Here is a 16,163-nt window from a genome sequence, read left to right on the forward strand (position 1 = left end):
AATCGAAAGCAAAAGAATTTGCTAACCGACACAGGAGGGAAAATCATGGCAGAAGAAATGAAAAACCAGGAAACTATGGACGACTTCGCAAAGGAGATCGATGCTTCTTTTGAAAGTTTCAGAGATGCGGATATGGACATCTGGGAGAAGCTGGAGAAGATGAAAGAGGACAAGACCGAATTTGAAGTGACTATTGAGGGTATTGTAAAAGGCGGCGCTATCGCTTACGTGGAAGGCATCCGCGCTTTCATCCCCGTATCCAAGCTGTCCCTGCAGTATGTGGAAGACCCGGAAGAGTTCCTGAAAAAAACTCTGACTGTCCGCGTCTTTGATGTGAATGAGGAGGAGAACAACCTGGTCCTCTCAGCAAGAGAAGTCTTAAGAGAGAAGAGAGACGCTGAGAGACGTGAAAAAATCGCTGACATCAAAGTCGGCACAGTTCTGGAAGGCACTGTTGAGACACTGCAGAACTACGGCGCATTCGTGGACTTAGGTGACGGTATCTCCGGTCTGGTACACGTATCCCAGATTAGCCAGAAGAGGATCAAATCCCCGAAAGCAGTTTTATCTGTAGGCGATAAGGTAACTGTTAAAGTGATCAAGAATGAAGACGGCAAGATCAGCCTCAGCATGAAAGCACTCCAGGAAGTGCCGGAAGAGAAAGATGAGTTTGAAGATATCGAAATTCCGAAAAGCGAAGAGCTGACCACCACTCTCGGCTCCCTGTTTAAAAATATCAAACTGGATTAAGACAGGAGTACAGAACATTGAAAAAATTACTGAACCGGATTTTCGTGGATGGTTTGAGCGGCATGGCCTCCGGGCTTTTTGCCACGCTGATCATCGGCACGATCATCCAGCAGATAGGAAATCTCATTGGCGGAAATATCGGGACTCTGCTGTACCAGTTCGGCAAGATGGCTGCAGCCATGACAAGCGCCGGAATCGGTGTGGGTGTGGCCTGCAGATTTAAGGAGGCACCTCTTGTGGTGCTCTCTGCCGCCACCGCAGGCATGGTGGGCGGTTTCGCAGGTAAGATCACTGCGGGCGCCGTATTTGCAGAGGACGGTTCTGTCATCCTGTCCGGCCCCGGGGAACCTCTCGGTGCCTTTGTGGCCGCTTATGTTGCTATTGAACTGGCAAGGCTGGTAGCAGGCAGAACACGCCTGGATATTATCCTGGCACCCCTTGTGGGTATCCTCTCCGGTTCTGCTGTGGGCATACTTGTAGGCCCTCCCATCAGCCGCATGATGACACAGTTAGGCTCCCTTATCAACTGGGGAACCGAACAGCAGCCGTTTCTTATGGGCATCATCGTGTCTGTCCTTATGGGCATGATACTTACGCTGCCTATAAGCTCTGCCGCACTGGGCGTTATCCTGAATCTGTCCGGTCTGGCTGCCGGCGCAGCAACCGTAGGATGCTGCTGCAACATGGTAGGCTTTGCTGTGGCAAGTTTTAAGGAGAACGGGGTTTCCGGTCTTCTGGCACAGGGAATCGGTACATCCATGCTCCAGGTGCCCAACATAGTAAGAAAACCGGTCATCTGGCTGCCGGTAATCCTGTCCAGTGCGATTCTGGGACCCATCGGCACCATGGTATTTAAAATGACCAACAACGCCACCGGTTCCGGAATGGGAACCGCAGGGCTTGTAGGCCAGATCATGACATGGCAGACTATGGTTCCCGCAGAGGGGGCCGTACTCGTAATGGTGAAAATCATTGTGATCCATTTTCTGCTGCCGGGACTTCTGTCCCTGTTCTTCTGCAACTGTATGCGGAAGCTGAACTGGATCAAGAATGGTGATATGAAGCTGGAAGTGTAAAATATTGTCAATCCTATAAAATTTTCATTAACAATCGTCAAAAATGTGACAATCTGACGCTTTTGTGATATACTTGATAAAAGTGGGAAATCTTCCTGCCGGCAGTAAAATACACCTGACAGAGTGTCCTTGAACTGCCACGAATCACGAAAGAGGATGTGAAAAGAATGAGCAGCGCCCTTCATATTACCAATTACGAGGACGTAAACAGCTGGGAAACTCTGATGTTCCTGTACAATGCCGCATTGAAGGAAGTGGGGACCAAGATTGATATTCTGAACGAAGAATTTCAGCACATCCACCGTTATAATCCGATAGAACATGTAAAATCCAGGATTAAAACTCCTGAGAGTATTGTAAAGAAACTGAGGAAGAACGGATATGATTCCAATATCGAGAACATGGTCAAGTATGTAAACGATATTGCAGGTATCCGAATCATCTGTTCTTTCACTTCAGATATTTACCGCATAGCCGACATGATTGCAAAACAGACTGATTTGAAGATACTTTCCCTGAAGGATTACATCAAGAATCCTAAGGAGAGCGGTTATCAGAGTTACCATATGATCGTAACCGTACCCATCTTCCTGTCAGACGGAGTAGTGGAGACCAAGGTGGAAATACAGATCCGCACCATCGCCCAGGACTTCTGGGCAAGCCTGGAGCACAAGATTTATTACAAATTTGAGGGAAATGCTCCGGCCTATATAAGCAGTGAATTACAGGAATGTGCCAAAATAGCATCCCAGCTTGACCGCCGTATGCTGTCCCTGAACGAGGCAATTCAGAAGTGCAGCACCGGTTATGATAATGATTAGACGTCCGGGCCGGCCTTAAAGAGTGCCGGCTGTTAAGAAGTATGAAAGAGAGGCCCCTGGCCGCAGATATTCTGCATGCCCGGGGCCATCCTTTTATTTATCAGCTAAAGAGGTTCTTAAAGAACTCTATGATCTTATCAAAAAATCCCTGTACCTTTTCCTGGTTAATATCCAGCTTCAGTCCCAGGTCCTCAATCTTGTTATACAAATCCTTTGCCTGTTCCTTCAGGCTGTCCACGTCCAGATCCAGCCCCTTGATCTTCTCCATCAGATTCACAATAGCCTGTCTGTCCTCAGCGGAAAGATTGATCTCCATCTCATCTGCCGCCTGGTCCACCACGTCACCTATCTCATCCTCTGACATGTTCTGGGCCTCCACGACCTTTTCCTTGACCGCGCCCACAAGCTGCTCTGCCTTCTCGCTGTCTCCCACATTCTCAGCCAGCTTTCCTGTGATGACCAGCTCATTGGTGGCTGTGTCCACATTTTCCTGCTCCACTTTCTCTCCGGTCATGTTCTCGTAGGACTTAATGGCGCCTACAAGAGCTGCTGTCCCTGAGATCTTAAATGGTCCCGCAACTACAATATCCGCATCCTTGATGCCTGCTGTCACCAGGGCATTCTGGTACATACCGGTGGTACAATAGGAAATGTTGTGAGTTGTTACCTTGATTCCGTTCCCGTCCGTCTTGCCTTCTACCAGTACGGATGAGAGCGCTCTGGAACCAATCACACTCTTGTCCAGATAAGCATCCAGATAGTCGTGTTCATCCTGGTTGGTGATAGTGGCTACCGTATAATTTTTCAGGTCATCCTCTGTAACCCCCAGAAGCTCCAGTACGGTTGCACGCTCCTGCGCATTCAGATCCGCGCCTAATGATACATATGGTTTTTCCAGTTTGGCGTCCTCCCTGTCTGCCAGTACACTGACTGGTGATGCCAGCAGCATGATCCCCGCAGCCAGGAACGCAATTCCTCGTTTCATCATAATCATAACTCCTTTCATTTATCCCCTTGCAGCTCGCAGGATGTCCCTGCTTGCTATTAAGAATAGCACAAATCGCCAAATCCTGCATCTAAAGTTTCTATTAAGTTACTGTTGTTACTGTTCACAATATTTGTATAGTGGGTAAACAAACTGCTTGCCCCAGGCACCAAAAAAGTGGTATGATTACTGTAACAGTAAAAAGATGCGGCATGATCAGCTGCTGCATCACGGAGGATCTTTATGGCAATCGCAAACCAAGAAATGATAAGAGACAACAACCGGCGTCTGGTCCTGGAGTATATCGTAAACAATCCGCCCATTTCCCGCGCTGCCCTGGCCAAGGAGCTGCACCTGACAAAGGCAACCATATCCAATATCGTACAGGAGCTTATGGACCAGAATCTGGTGGCTGAGATAGGGAGCGCCCAGACCGCCCTGGGCAGAAAGCCGATCCTGATGGAATTCCAGAAAAAATGCGGCTATGCCTTCTCCATTGACGTCCATCCCAGACAGATCATCACCCTGACCTCTGATCTGAAAGGTGAGGACTGCCATTTAAGGGAATACCCTTTCCGGGAGGAGGACTGCCTGCTTGAACTACTCCGCCGTATAATAAAGGAGACGATTCCACGGTGTCAGGATGCGCCTTACGGAATCGTGGGGATCTCCATCGGCATATACGGTGTTGTGCGGGATAATGAAATAATATTCACTCCCTATTATCCCCTTCCGGAGCCTCATCTCGGTAAAATACTGGCTGAGGAGTTTGGCATACCGGTCACTGTGGAGAACGAATCCAACCTGTCCGTGCTGGGCGAGTCTGCTTTCCACTATAATTATAAAAACATGATACATCTGAATATCCACGACGGTGTCGGCATGGGTATCCTGATCGATGAACAGCTCTACAAGGGCCGTGACGGCTACGCCGGAGAGTTTGGCCACACCATCCTGTTTCCCGACGGAAAGCCCTGTCCCTGCGGCAATAACGGCTGTTTTGAGCTGTACGCCTCAGAGAGAGCCATACTGAATGAATATGCCGCACGCACACATCAGGATTCTGTCACCATTGACAGCTTTCTGAGAGCTTATCAGGAACAGAAACCCGAGGCGCTGGAAATGATGGATCTGTTTGTAAAATACATGTCCATCGGCATTAATAATATCATCAACACCTTCAATATTGACCTAATCGTGCTGAACAGCTCCTTCTCCAACTATATCCCTGACATCAACCGGCGGATCGTGGCCTATCTGGCCCGCCACCAGAACAGAGACTGCCGCATCATTCCATCAAAACTGCAGGATACATCAGGACTTATGGGCGGCATACGGCTTGGGACTGAGCACTTTCTGGATATCAAACATTTGAAAATACGGGTGCCGTTTAGTGACAATTTACGATAATTTTTTACATTCATAAAAGATTCGGTTTTCGTTCATGAATTCTTCACAACTTAAACATGATTTGCACATATTTGGGGAATATACTTATATCATAAAAATAATTCAAAACAAACATTATTTTTATATTTTCTTTTTCATATGTCGGTCGAAAGACCGGCTCTCCTTCCTTTAATATTTATAGAAAAAGCCATCGCCCGGTTTGGATATGTCCGGGCGATGGCTTTTGTTGTGAAGAATATTGAACCCTTTCCCCCCCCTTGTGATTTGACTGCGGCTGGGGAAGCTGGGTGTGGATATGGGGTGTGGAATCTGGTGGAGTTACAGGAGGTTCAGGATATCGCGGATGTCTTTTAGGATGTAATCGGCGCCGGCGGTTTTGAATGTTTGTTCAGTCTCATAGAGGCAGTGGTTACGGGCCTTGGAAGTGAGGGATTGGTATTGCTGTTCCGTGAGGGCGAGGACGGAGCTGCCTTCCAGGATGCCTGCGGTTGGCATTCCGGCGTTTTTGCCTTCTTTGATGTCAGCTATGGTGTCACCTACTTTGAGAACGCGGCGGACATCCATCAGGTGCATGGATTCCATGTTGCGGAAGATCATGTAGGGGTAGGGTCGGCCAATACCGCCTACGTCGTCGGGGCTGAACCAAAAGTCAGGGGCATATCCCTGCTCTGCGGCTTTGGGGGCTACGATTTTCATCATTTGTTCTGTGTATCCTGTGGTGGAGCCTATCTGAAGGCCCAGGCTTCGGAGTTTTTCTATGGTCTCCGGGACGTAGGGCTTGGGGGCAGCGAAGTCGGGGAGGATTTCCAGTATTGCTGTCTCGCTGTGCTCGTAGACCTCTTTTACATCCTGTTCTGTGAAGGGAGCGCCGTGGATCTGATACCATAAATTACGGATGCGTTCCATGGACAGCATAGTGCGGATGTGGTCTATTTTCAGCATGCCCATGGGGGCACGCACCTCCTCTATGGTGGGGGTGATACCAAATTCTTCAAAGGCTTTTATGAATGCCTGTACGGGTGCGAAGCTTCCGTAGTCTACTGTGGTTCCTGCCCAGTCAAATATAACTGCGTCAAATCTGCTCATCTCTTGTCTGCCTCCAGAAATTCTTTGATAATGTTATAGAGGTTTTCCATGTCTTCATGGTAAATCTCGCCTATGTTTCCTATGCGGAAAGTATCCGCATCTGTGACTTTGCCGGGATAGATGGCGTAGCCTCTTTCTTTGATGTACCGGTACATCTCCTGAAAGGAGAAGTGGCTGCCTTCCGGGTAGTAGAAGGTTGTGATGATGGGGCCCTGGTATTTGCCTTCTATGTAGGGACGTATGCCCAGTTCTGCCATTTTTTCAATGAGATATCGGTTGTTTTCCTCATAGCGTCTGGCACGGGCCGGGATGCCGCCTTCCTCCTCCAGTTCTTCAAGAGCCTTGGCGAAGGCCAGAACTACATGGGTGGGGGATGTGAAACGCCATTTTCCGTCTTTGTTCATGGTCAGCCACTGGTCGTACAGGTCCAGGGACAGGCTTCTGGCTTTTCCGCTGCTGTCCATAAGTTTGTCTTTTCTGCAGATGATGAAGGAAAATCCGGGGACACCCTGGATGCATTTGTTGGCACTGCTGATAAGAAAATCAATGCCCCAGTCTGCTGCCGGGATATCCACACCGCCGAAGCTGGACATAGCATCCACGATAAAGGTCCTTCCCATGTCTTTTACCACTTTTGCAACAGATTCAATATCGTTTAGGATACCGGAGGTTGTTTCGCTGTGGACCATGGATACATGGGTGATCTCCGGGTCTTCTTTTATGATCTTTTTGATGATCTTGGCTGAGGGGACTTTGTCGTATTCCTCACGGTACAGCACATAGGGAATACCTGCGTGGGCAGCAATATCTGCCATTCTCTCGCCGTAGGCACCGTTTGCGGCAATGAGAAGTTTGTCGCTCTTGCCGATCACACTGGTGAGGACGGACTCCACACCGAAGGTGCCGCTGCCCTGCATCAGGACAACTGTGTATTCCGGTTCGGTTACATGAGCCAGTTTCAGAAGCTGGCTGCGAATACTAAGAGTGATTTTTTTGTAGTCATCATCCCATGTGCAGTGGTCAAAAAGCATCTCTTTTTTTACGGTGTCTGTCGTGGTCAGAGGACCTGGGGTTAATAATTTATAGTTTAACATGTTTCTATTCTCCTGTATGTGATTTTATTGGTATCTTTCACAGCCTTCGTTTATTTACATTCTTCCGAAAGCTCCTGGTGCCGTTCCAGTAAGGAAACGGTGAGCTTCTCTGGAAATACTTTTGGGTAGGCGGACATATTTTCAGGGTCTGCCTCCTCGCCCTCGTAGATAGGGTTCGGATATGTCCTGATCAGCTCGCTTCTTCCTTTTTCCACAATGCACTGAGCCATTTCCATGGCCAGAGGGTTCGCCTCTTTTTTGTCAATGACTGCAACGGACTCTGTGAGGGAGAAGTTGCCCTCTTTGGGGTCCACGTAGTCCACGGGAAGGCCGTCTTTTTTGTCAGCAACTGCCTGGTGGCGGAGGCCGAATCCCACTGCCACCTCACCGGCACGGATTTTCTTAAGCGGCGCAGAGCCTGAACTCTCGATGTGGGCGCCGGCATTTTCATAGATGCCTTTCAGGACGTCTTTGGCACCGTTCTCGCCGTATTCACTGACAAGCGCCTGCATAAGAAGCCATGCTGTGGATGAACTTTTGATATCTGTCACGGATAGCAGGTCTTTGTATTCCGGTTTTGTCAGGTCTTTCAGGCTCTCCGGTCTGTCCAGGTTGTTTTCGCTGAGCATCTCTGTGTTCAGGATAATGGCGCCCTCCTGGGAGGTGATGGGTGCATAAAATGCCGGAAACTCAGTGAGGGTTTTATAGTCAAAGGTCAGATCCAGGAACATATTGTTCTGCTCCTGTGCACTGTCCAGATAGAAAGAGCTCATGGTTACCATGTCCGCCTCAATATCTTTCCCCTCTGCCAGCAGTTTGCCGCCCAGTTCTGAGGTGCCGAAGGTCTGGAACAGGTACTTTCCCTCATAACCGTTTGCGTCCAGTGTCTCTTTCATAGCCTCCACAGCCTCGTCATCTGCATTGGAATAGATTACTACCTGTTTCTCACTGCCCGAACCGCACCCTGAAAGAACGGATGCCGCCAGAGCTGCTGTCATCATAAATGCTGTCACTTTTTTCATTTTCATACTTTCTGTACTCCTCTTTTCTTTTTTAATATGGATGATTCCAGGATCTTTCCAGGATGGAATTCTCTCTGGGACAGGTATCCCACTAGTCCTTTCACCACCAGATTCGTTGCCAGGATCAAAAGGGACAGGACGAATATTTCATTGAATCTGGTGTAATACTGCAGCTCTTTTATTTTGGTGGTGATGACCATGGTTCTGGCTCCGGCGATAAAGATGACGGCGCTGACTGTCACCATGGCATTGACAAAATAGTAGCTGAATACCTCCAGAATGGTGGAGCGCATGTTTGGCGTTACGATCCTGAAAATGGTTTTCGCCCAGGAATCCCCCATCAGGAGGGCTGTTGTCTCCCAGGAACTGTTGAGCTTTTCCAGAGAGTTTTTCATCATCAGGTACGGGGTGGAAAAAAAATGTACCACATTGCACAGGATAATAAGCGCTAAGGTATTCTGCAGCGGTGTACCTGTAAAAATAAGCAGAAATGCTATACCGATCACCATGCCCGGAATCGTGTTGGTGACCAGGGCAATGCTCTCAATGATGCCCTTCCACCTCCTTCCAAGCTGGCTTCTGGCTGTGGCAAGGGCCGCTCCATAGGTGGTGACAAGTCCTGCCAGCGCAGTCAGCACTGCCATGAGCAGGGAATTCTTAAATACCCCCAGCAGACTGCTGTCCCGGAAGACTTCCGTCACATGAGACAGGGTAAAATTTGTTCTGTAGGGCCATTCCTCCACAAAGGGAACCACAAAGATCACGGCAAATACGGAGAGGATCACAAGCAGAACTACACCGCTTGTCAGGCCGCAGAAAAAATCTCTTCTCCTGTTCTGTCTTATTTCTATGGCGGAAATCTTGTTGTACCGGACATTGTAGCGTTCCAGCCAGTGAAGCAGGGAAATGCTCAGCACAGAGGGGAGCAGCATCATCATTGCCACTACCGCTCCATTCCGGAAATTTGGCACACTGCCAAGCATTTCGTTGTAAAGAACGGTTGCCACAACCTCAAACTTACCTCCCACCGACGCGGGAATCCCGTAGTCAGTAAAACACAGAAAAAAGCACTGTATCATGGAGGCTGCGAGAGTGCCCAGAAGTGAGCGCACCACGGTTCCCATAAAGGTGGCAAAAGGTTTATCTCCCATGACTCTTGAGACCACCATAAATTTTTTATCTATGTAGCTCATGGTGTTCAAAATAAGCAGGAAGGAAACGGGAAGTGTATAGATCACATACCCCAGAAGCAGGCCGTTAAAGCCGTAAATCTCAAAGATCTGACGTCCGAAAAGCCTCGTCAGAAGTCCCTGTTTGCCGAAGGAATAAATAATGGCAAACCCATAGGTAATTGTGGGGAGCAGCATGGGAAGAACCGCCAAAGTACGAATCAGTTTCTTTGTCCTCTTTTTCAGATTGGTGTAATGGATCGTGTAAGCCAGGAAAAATGCCAGCAGAGTAGCCAGAAGCGCACTGCACACGGAAATCCACAGACTGTTCAAAAGTGCCCTGCCGAATCCTTTTCCGGTCAGCACTGCAATGTAGTTTTCCGCGGACAATCCATCTGTCCCCTCAAAGGATTTTCCCAGCAGCCTTACTATGGGAACTGCAAGAAATATCAAAAACAGGAGGACCACCAGTACATAAATCACCTTTATTTCCTTTTCATTTCTTTTTATCATACAGTCACACCACCTGCAGACTCACCTGCTTATCCTGGCGGAACAGCATGAAAATATTGTTTTTCTTGATTTCCAACTGGTTCAGGATGAACTCTTTTACAAAGAGGTTCTGCGGAGCAGTTATGATTTCCTCCGGACATCCGTACTGGGAAATGGTTCCTTTGTTTACGATCAGCACTTTATCGGACAGGGTCAGCGCCTCCTCCGGATCGTGGGTGACGATAATGGTTGTCAGATGGAATTCTCTGGAGATCTCTTTGATCTTCTCCTTGATGGATTCCTTGATAACGCCGTCCAGGGCACTCAGAGGCTCGTCCAGAAGAAGGATCTTAGGCTTCATCACCATGGTTCTGGCCAGCGCCACACGCTGCTTCTGGCCTCCGGAGAGCTGTTCTATCTTCTTCTCCAGATGCTCCTCAAGCCCCAGAAGATGAATGAATTCCTGTACTTCCTTCTCGCTGGATATGTCCGGTTTGTTTCTGAGGCCGTATGTAATGTTTTCATATACATTTAAATTGGGAAACAGGGCATAATCCTGGAATACAATATTAAATCCGCGTTCCTCCATAGGTACGTCTGTGATATCTTTGTCGTTAAATATGATCTTTCCTTCATCTAAATCCGTAATGCCCAGTATCAGGTTCAAAAGTGTTGTCTTGCCGCATCCGGACGGGCCCAGTATAGAGACGATTTCTCCCTCCTCGATACAAAGATTGATATTCTGCAAAATGGTGACCCCGTCATAGGATTTCTTTACATTCTGAAGTTCTAACATGAAATGTATTCTCCTTTCCTTTCATGTACAGCGCTGCTGCTGACAATGCCTATTAAACTGCATTTTCGTCTTTTCATCCATCCTGTTTTCGTAAGCTCTTCGTTAAATGCCTGTAAAGCAGGCCGGAACGTCCCGTTTTACAAAAACTGTCTGTGGATTTAACAATGGGATGATAGAACTGTTTCCTATATGGATGTATGATAAAAAAACACTGAAGGAGCTGGGTGGATCAGAAAGCAGTAGGGGAAAAAGGCGCTCGCGCAAGAGAATCCGTCAGGCGGCTGAAGAATTTAATGCTGCTGAGGAGCGAAGGTCATCCTGCCGGGAGACCCGAACCAGATTGACCATCCTTTTCCGGATGAGAGGACTAATGGCCTCAGCTCTGCATAAGAATATATGAAAGGAAATCCGCTCTGCTGTCAGATCACCCTCACAGCAGATGAATGCGAACATTCTGACCCGGCTACAGATGCCGTCAGAAGGGTAAAAGAAAAGAAATATGAATGAAAATATTTATAAGGAACTGAAGAAATCCGAAGAAGTGAAAGCATACATGGAACAGGGCAATCACAGCCTGGGTGTCCTGGGCTTCACGGAGCACTCCTGCCGGCATGCCGTCAAGGTTGCTGAGACAGCAGGAAAAATACTGAAAAAACTTGGATATGGAAAGCGTGAAGTGGAGCTTGCAAAAGTGGCCGGACTCCTTCACGATGTGGGAAACTGTATCAACCGCAGCGACCACGCCCACAGCGGTGCGCTTATGGCTATGCACATTCTTCAAAAATATAAACTTCCGCCAAGGGACACTGCAGTGATCATAAGCGCCATCGGTCAGCACGATGAGGGAACCGGCAGCGCTGTAGATCCGGTCTCCGCGGCTGTCATTCTGGCTGACAAGACGGATGTGCGCCGCAACCGAGTGCGCAACCCCATACGGGAAAATTTCGATAAGCACGACAGAGTCAATTATGCTGCCATCTCCTCCGCACTCTCCATTCATATGGATAAAAAAATCATCCAGCTCAATATTGAACTGGATGAAGAGATTTGTTCCATCATGGATTACTTTGAGATTTTCATGCAGCGTATGCTCATGTGTAAACGGGCCTCGGAAATGCTGGGCATGAAATTCAAGCTGATGGCAAACGGCAATAAGATCTGCTGATACCGCCGTTGTTATTCTTTTGCGGTATTTCCGTCTGCAAGGGCATTTGCCAGTCTCGCAAAGTCCGCCAGCGTCAGTGTCTCTCCCCGGATACCGGCCTGAAAACCGCAGGATTCTATGGTGCGCTGTATTTCCTCTTTGGAAAATGACAGCTCCGGAGAATTGTTCAGTCCGTTAGCCAGTGTCTTCCGCCTCTGGTTAAAGGAGGCTCTGATCAATCGGAACATGAGCTTTTCATCCCTTACGTCCACAGGCGGTTCTCTGTGGCGTGTCAGGCGTATGACCGCACTTCCCACTTTCGGTCTCGGCATAAAGCAGTTTGGAGGCACATTTGCCACAATGTACGGATCAGCGTAATACTGGACTGCCAGAGACAGGGCGCCGTAGTCTTTGGTTCCCGGTCCCACCTGCATGCGGTCTGCTACCTCTTTCTGCACCATAACCGTGATGGATGCAATAGGCACATCACTTTCAAATAATCCCATGATAATCGGCGTCGTAATATAATATGGCAGATTCGCCACAACTTTGATTGGTTTTCCTGCGTTGTGCTCCTCTGCCAGTTTTTTGATATCGACTTTCAGAATGTCTTCGTTTAATATGGTCACATTCGGAAATTCCTGAAGCGTATCTTCCAAAATAGGAATCAGCGTCTTGTCGATCTCTACCGCATATACCTTTCCGGCGGCCTGTGCCAGATACTGGGTCATGGTTCCGATACCGGGGCCTATCTCCAGCACAAAGTCATCCTTTGTAATATGTGCGGCATCTATTATTTTGTCGAGTACATGGGTATCGATTAAAAAGTTCTGCCCGTATTTTTTCTGAAAAACAAAATCATATTTCTGCAGGACCTCTATGGTCCTTTTCGGATTTCCCAGGTATGGGGCTGTCATCTTTTCATCTCCCGTCATAATTTAATGTTCCCCGGCAGGCCGGAGTTTACACACTCCAATGCGCTGCCGGGGATTATTTTATACATCAAAGTCTTTTTCGTAAAGCATAATGCGTCCGCTCTCATCCAGGTGGCGTTTTGCCACTTTTTTGCCCGGGCGTCTTCCGCCTCTGGAGGCACGTTTGATCGCGTTGTCCATCATCTCTTTTACCTGTCCCACTGATACGGGATCGTCTTCGTCCTGGTTGTCACCAATCAAGGTGTACAGGGCCAGAACAGCCATGTCATCAATTTTGTATCCCATCTCTTTGGAATATGTCTTTGCAAAGGATACCAGCTCGTCATTGGTAAATACCGGAATGACTACGCGGGAATCGAATTTCTCCATAAACTCCGGATACGTCTTCTCCAGGCTCTGAATGCCCGGCTTCAAGTCTTCCAAAATAACAGTCAGACGGTTTGTCCTGAATTCCATGGCCTTGGAAAGTTTCTCTATCACATCCGCTTTTAATGATGAAGCGTTTTCCACTACCAGAAAGCCGCCGGCCAGCTTGTCAACTACATAGGCCGGGTCCTTCTCATTCATCTTCTCCGCATCCAAATATGCGATCTTGGCGCCTTCCATATGGCGCTCCTTACAGATGGCTTTTATCAGGCCCTCTGACAGGCGGGTCTTGCCTGCACCTTCGCGTCCTGTAATCACTATATTTCCGGATTTTGATGTCCTTTCACAGGCAGACTCCTGTGCAATGTCAAGTGCTTCTGTAATCTGCTGGGTCAGGCCCGGTATGGGGGCAAAGTAAGTGAAGAGACGTTTCTGTTCTTCCGGGGTAAGGTGATGTCTCAGTATGGATTCTGTGGCAGTCCCTGCAGGAGACATGGATGCCTCTTTAGGCATACGCTTGTCTTCAGCAACTGTCTGGACCAATTCATCCTCCGGATATTCAGGCTGTTCAAAACTTTCAGACCGGTCAGCTTTTCCTGGCTGTGCATAATCTCCCGGCTGCGCGGCGCTCTTGGACTGTGCCGTTGTCTCCGGCTCCATAACTGCTGACTCCAGGGCTTTCTGCAGATCTATTGTCATACCGCCAAGTCCTGCTTTCACTTCATCTACCGGTATTTCGATGGTTCTGCCTTCTAAATCGTCCGGTTCTGAGGTGATGGCTGCCTCTGCCATGATGGATTCCATGGACGGCTGCTCCAGCTCTGGCTGGACGGGTTCCGGGGCCGCCTGCTGTGGCTGAACTGACTCCGGTACTGCCTGGTCAAACTGGGGGGATTCCGGTGCTGTCTGCTCAGCCTGGAATGATTCCGCTTCCGCCTGCTGTGGCTGAGCCGGTTCATATGCTGTCTGCTCAGCCTGAAATGATTCCGCTTCCGCCTGCTGGGGCTGAGCTGATTCATATGCTGTCTGTTCAGACTGGAATGATCCCGCTTCCGCCTGCTGTGGCTGAGCCGGTTCATATGCTGCCTGTTCAGCCTGGAATGATCCTGCTTCCGTCTGCTGTGGCTGAGCCGGCTCATAAACTGTCTGTTCAGACTGGGCAGCTTCCCCATCCGGAACCGTTGGCTGTGAGCCGATCGTATATTCTCTTACCGGCTCCTCCACTGCTTCTGAAACCGGCTGCTGCTCCTGATCTGCTTCGTATATTGGCTGTGGTTCACTTCTATCGTTTTCTGCATCTGCCGCATTGGATTCTGCCGATATCTCAGACGGCATCACCGTGTCTTCTGCCACATTTGCCGCTGTTTCGGCCACGGCTTCAACTGCCGGTGTTACCCCTTCGGATACCTTTGCGACTGCCTGTGCCAGTTCTCCTGCTGTCTCAGCCAGAATAGCGTCCAAATCAACCTCCCGGACAGGCTCTTTCGGTGCCTCGACAGGTCTTGATACCGGTTGTTTCATGGCTGCAGGTGTGATGCTGGATGATGCAGGTTTGTCCGGTTCCAGTTCTTTTACCACGTAATCCCTGGTGTCATCTTCCATGCCGTAGCTCTGTATATCATCTGCGGCAGATTCTGCCGGCGCATCTGTCTCAGCCTCCGGCTCTTCTACTTTCGGGCCGCCGGAGAATACATCCCGGATACCCTTTGCAATTTTATCCTGTAAAACCCCTGTTGTTTCCAGAATCGGTGAAAATACGGTTACTTCCTCCGGTGCCTTTCCGGTTGCCCTGGAGCGGACTGACTCGATATGGGGCATTTCATCTGTATTCTGTTCTGCAATTCCTGTACCCACGGACTGGCTGACAAGCTTTGAAGCCGCCTGTGTGGCTGCGGTTATTGTAGCTGCTGCGGCTGCCGCGGCGCTCTCCGGTGACGGTTCCACATAACGGTTTCTGTACTTTTCCTCCTGGCTTGGAGAAAGCGGAGCATATTTCATTTTCAGCTCCATGGCTTTTATCACGTATTTGCCTTCACTGAACCAGAGAATCAGGTCATCGCATTCTTCCACACATTTGTCCTTCATACCAGCCTTGGCATACAGCCTTGCCAGCTCATAAGACCAGCGCTCCGTATACTCACGTCCCTTGTATTCTTCCAGAATTGCGATCTGTTCCTGGATGGGTGAACGTCTTCCTCTGTAGATCTTGTACTTTAATATGTAACGTGAGTTATCATTCGGGGAGATTTCTACAAACTGGTTGTAATATTCCACTGCCTCATCAAAATTCCCCATTTTGATTGCCAGCTCAACCAGCCGGTATATTACTGTTTTTCCTATAGGTGCCCTCTGATGTGCCAGTATGAGCAGCCTGCGGCTGTCTTCATACCGTTTATTCGCCTCATAAATCTCGCCGACCATACAGAGTGTTCTTGCACTTCGCACCCTGCGCCAGTCAATCGTATCGACAATCTCCAGAGCCCCCTTATAGTCCTGCCTGTCAACCAGATCGTTGATCACGTCCAGCTTGGCACGGTATTCGTTCTTGTCCACTGTTTTCACCTCTGTTAGTATATTCTTCAATTTCGAGTAGTCTTCAGACATTATTACGGTAGGGTATATTTCTCCATAATTATTTTCAGTGTACCATAGACCAAAAAGGATGTCAAAAGAAATGATTGGCACGTAGTTTTGACAAATACACCAATTATTACATGTCAGATATATTTTATCATCAAATTCAGAAATTATTTTAACATTTTCTATTATGTCAGTATTTTATCCATATTTTAAACCGATAACGGCAAGTAAACGTCTGACACAAGCAGAATTCTATGTCGTGTCCCACATCGAACTGCTTACACCTCCCGCATAAACGCACAGCCGGGTCTGGCCATAAGCTTCCCTGTACGGGCGTTTAGGAGCGCTTAGAGAATCTTACGAGATCCACACGCTAGCAAGCACTTAGTGAAGAGCCCTAAGGCGATGAACTTAGTGCGGGTTGCGTGTTAGCTCGG

Annotated in this window: 11 protein-coding genes and 2 pseudogenes; 6 read left to right on the forward strand and 7 right to left on the reverse strand. The window is 48.6% G+C overall.

The window, feature by feature from the left end; genetic code table 11:
- The first annotated feature begins 45 nt into the window (after positions 1-45).
- The 3 genes from MUB35_RS04535 (at position 46) to MUB35_RS04545 (ending at position 2,647) form a co-directional block, all read left to right on the forward strand.
- A complete protein-coding gene (locus MUB35_RS04535; protein ID WP_103732850.1) occupies positions 46-750 on the forward strand; it encodes a S1 RNA-binding domain-containing protein in 705 nt (234 codons plus the stop codon).
- Between the two features lie 17 nt (positions 751-767).
- On the forward strand, positions 768-1,826 hold the full coding sequence (locus MUB35_RS04540) for a PTS transporter subunit IIC (protein ID WP_033140635.1): 1,059 nt from the start codon (positions 768-770) through the stop codon (positions 1,824-1,826).
- 167 nt (positions 1,827-1,993) lie between these two features.
- Positions 1,994-2,647, forward strand: a complete 654-nt coding sequence (locus tag MUB35_RS04545; protein WP_181014537.1) for a GTP pyrophosphokinase — start codon at positions 1,994-1,996, stop codon at positions 2,645-2,647.
- A gap of 100 nt (positions 2,648-2,747) precedes the next feature.
- Here MUB35_RS04545 and MUB35_RS04550 read toward each other — a convergent pair whose 3' ends face one another.
- The gene (locus MUB35_RS04550; RefSeq protein ID WP_054352998.1) at positions 2,748-3,635 is read right to left on the reverse strand and encodes a DUF1002 domain-containing protein; all 888 of its coding nucleotides are present in this window, start codon (positions 3,633-3,635) and stop codon (positions 2,748-2,750) included.
- 240 nt (positions 3,636-3,875) lie between these two features.
- Here MUB35_RS04550 and MUB35_RS04555 point away from each other — a divergent pair, with 240 nt between their 5' ends.
- Positions 3,876-5,042 carry an ROK family transcriptional regulator gene (locus MUB35_RS04555; RefSeq protein ID WP_103732851.1) on the forward strand — a complete coding sequence of 389 codons (1,167 nt, stop codon included), beginning with the start codon at positions 3,876-3,878 and terminating at the stop codon, positions 5,040-5,042.
- A gap of 318 nt (positions 5,043-5,360) precedes the next feature.
- Here the strand turns inward: MUB35_RS04555 and phnX are convergent, their stop codons facing one another.
- The 4 genes and pseudogenes from phnX to MUB35_RS04580 all read right to left on the reverse strand — a co-directional run bounded on the left by phnX (position 5,361) and on the right by MUB35_RS04580 (position 10,701).
- Positions 5,361-6,128 (reverse strand): phosphonoacetaldehyde hydrolase, encoded by a 768-nt coding sequence (gene phnX / locus MUB35_RS04560; RefSeq protein WP_103732234.1) that lies wholly within the window; start codon positions 6,126-6,128, stop codon positions 5,361-5,363.
- A complete protein-coding gene (gene phnW / locus MUB35_RS04565; RefSeq protein WP_103732235.1) occupies positions 6,125-7,222 on the reverse strand; it encodes a 2-aminoethylphosphonate--pyruvate transaminase in 1,098 nt (365 codons plus the stop codon). Before phnW ends, phnX begins: the two co-directional genes overlap by 4 nt.
- A 50-nt stretch (positions 7,223-7,272) precedes the next feature.
- Positions 7,273-9,926, reverse strand: a pseudogene (locus MUB35_RS31000) (extracellular solute-binding protein).
- 4 nt (positions 9,927-9,930) lie between these two features.
- Positions 9,931-10,701: an ABC transporter ATP-binding protein gene (locus MUB35_RS04580; protein ID WP_103732238.1), complete on the reverse strand. Its 771-nt coding sequence runs from the start codon at positions 10,699-10,701 to the stop codon at positions 9,931-9,933.
- Between the two features lie 303 nt (positions 10,702-11,004).
- On the opposite strand from MUB35_RS04580, the pseudogene MUB35_RS30785 reads away from it, so the two are divergent.
- Positions 11,005-11,208 (forward strand): annotated as a pseudogene (locus MUB35_RS30785) (PhoH family protein); the annotation flags it as partial.
- Positions 11,201-11,866: an HD domain-containing protein gene (locus MUB35_RS04590; protein ID WP_033140644.1), complete on the forward strand. Its 666-nt coding sequence runs from the start codon at positions 11,201-11,203 to the stop codon at positions 11,864-11,866. The pseudogene MUB35_RS30785 and the gene MUB35_RS04590, both read left to right, overlap by 8 nt.
- An 11-nt stretch (positions 11,867-11,877) precedes the next feature.
- On the opposite strand, the gene rsmA is transcribed toward MUB35_RS04590, so the two are convergent.
- Positions 11,878-12,762: a 16S rRNA (adenine(1518)-N(6)/adenine(1519)-N(6))-dimethyltransferase RsmA gene (gene rsmA, locus MUB35_RS04595; protein ID WP_103732240.1), complete on the reverse strand. Its 885-nt coding sequence runs from the start codon at positions 12,760-12,762 to the stop codon at positions 11,878-11,880.
- A gap of 78 nt (positions 12,763-12,840) precedes the next feature.
- Positions 12,841-15,699 carry a hypothetical protein gene (locus MUB35_RS04600; protein WP_225305240.1) on the reverse strand — a complete coding sequence of 953 codons (2,859 nt, stop codon included), beginning with the start codon at positions 15,697-15,699 and terminating at the stop codon, positions 12,841-12,843.
- Between the last annotated feature and the right edge of the window lie 464 nt (positions 15,700-16,163).

Origin of the sequence: Blautia sp. NSJ-175, assembly GCF_022867815.1 — a bacterium.
Lineage (GTDB): Bacteria > Bacillota > Clostridia > Lachnospirales > Lachnospiraceae > Blautia > Blautia celeris.

Excerpts from the sequence above, each read along its gene's own strand:
- phnX (WP_103732234.1), bottom strand. The coding sequence starts at position 6,128 with ATGAGCAGATTTGACGCAGTTATATTTGACTGGGCAGGAACCACAGTA.
- MUB35_RS04550 (WP_054352998.1), bottom strand. The coding sequence starts at position 3,635 with ATGATGAAACGAGGAATTGCGTTCCTGGCTGCGGGGATCATGCTGCTG.
- MUB35_RS04535 (WP_103732850.1), top strand. The coding sequence starts at position 46 with ATGGCAGAAGAAATGAAAAACCAGGAAACTATGGACGACTTCGCAAAG.
- MUB35_RS04555 (WP_103732851.1), top strand. The coding sequence starts at position 3,876 with ATGGCAATCGCAAACCAAGAAATGATAAGAGACAACAACCGGCGTCTG.
- MUB35_RS04580 (WP_103732238.1), bottom strand. The coding sequence starts at position 10,701 with ATGTTAGAACTTCAGAATGTAAAGAAATCCTATGACGGGGTCACCATT.
- rsmA (WP_103732240.1), bottom strand. The coding sequence starts at position 12,762 with ATGACAGCCCCATACCTGGGAAATCCGAAAAGGACCATAGAGGTCCTG.
- MUB35_RS04590 (WP_033140644.1), top strand. The coding sequence starts at position 11,201 with ATGAATGAAAATATTTATAAGGAACTGAAGAAATCCGAAGAAGTGAAA.
- phnW (WP_103732235.1), bottom strand. The coding sequence starts at position 7,222 with ATGTTAAACTATAAATTATTAACCCCAGGTCCTCTGACCACGACAGAC.
- MUB35_RS04545 (WP_181014537.1), top strand. The coding sequence starts at position 1,994 with ATGAGCAGCGCCCTTCATATTACCAATTACGAGGACGTAAACAGCTGG.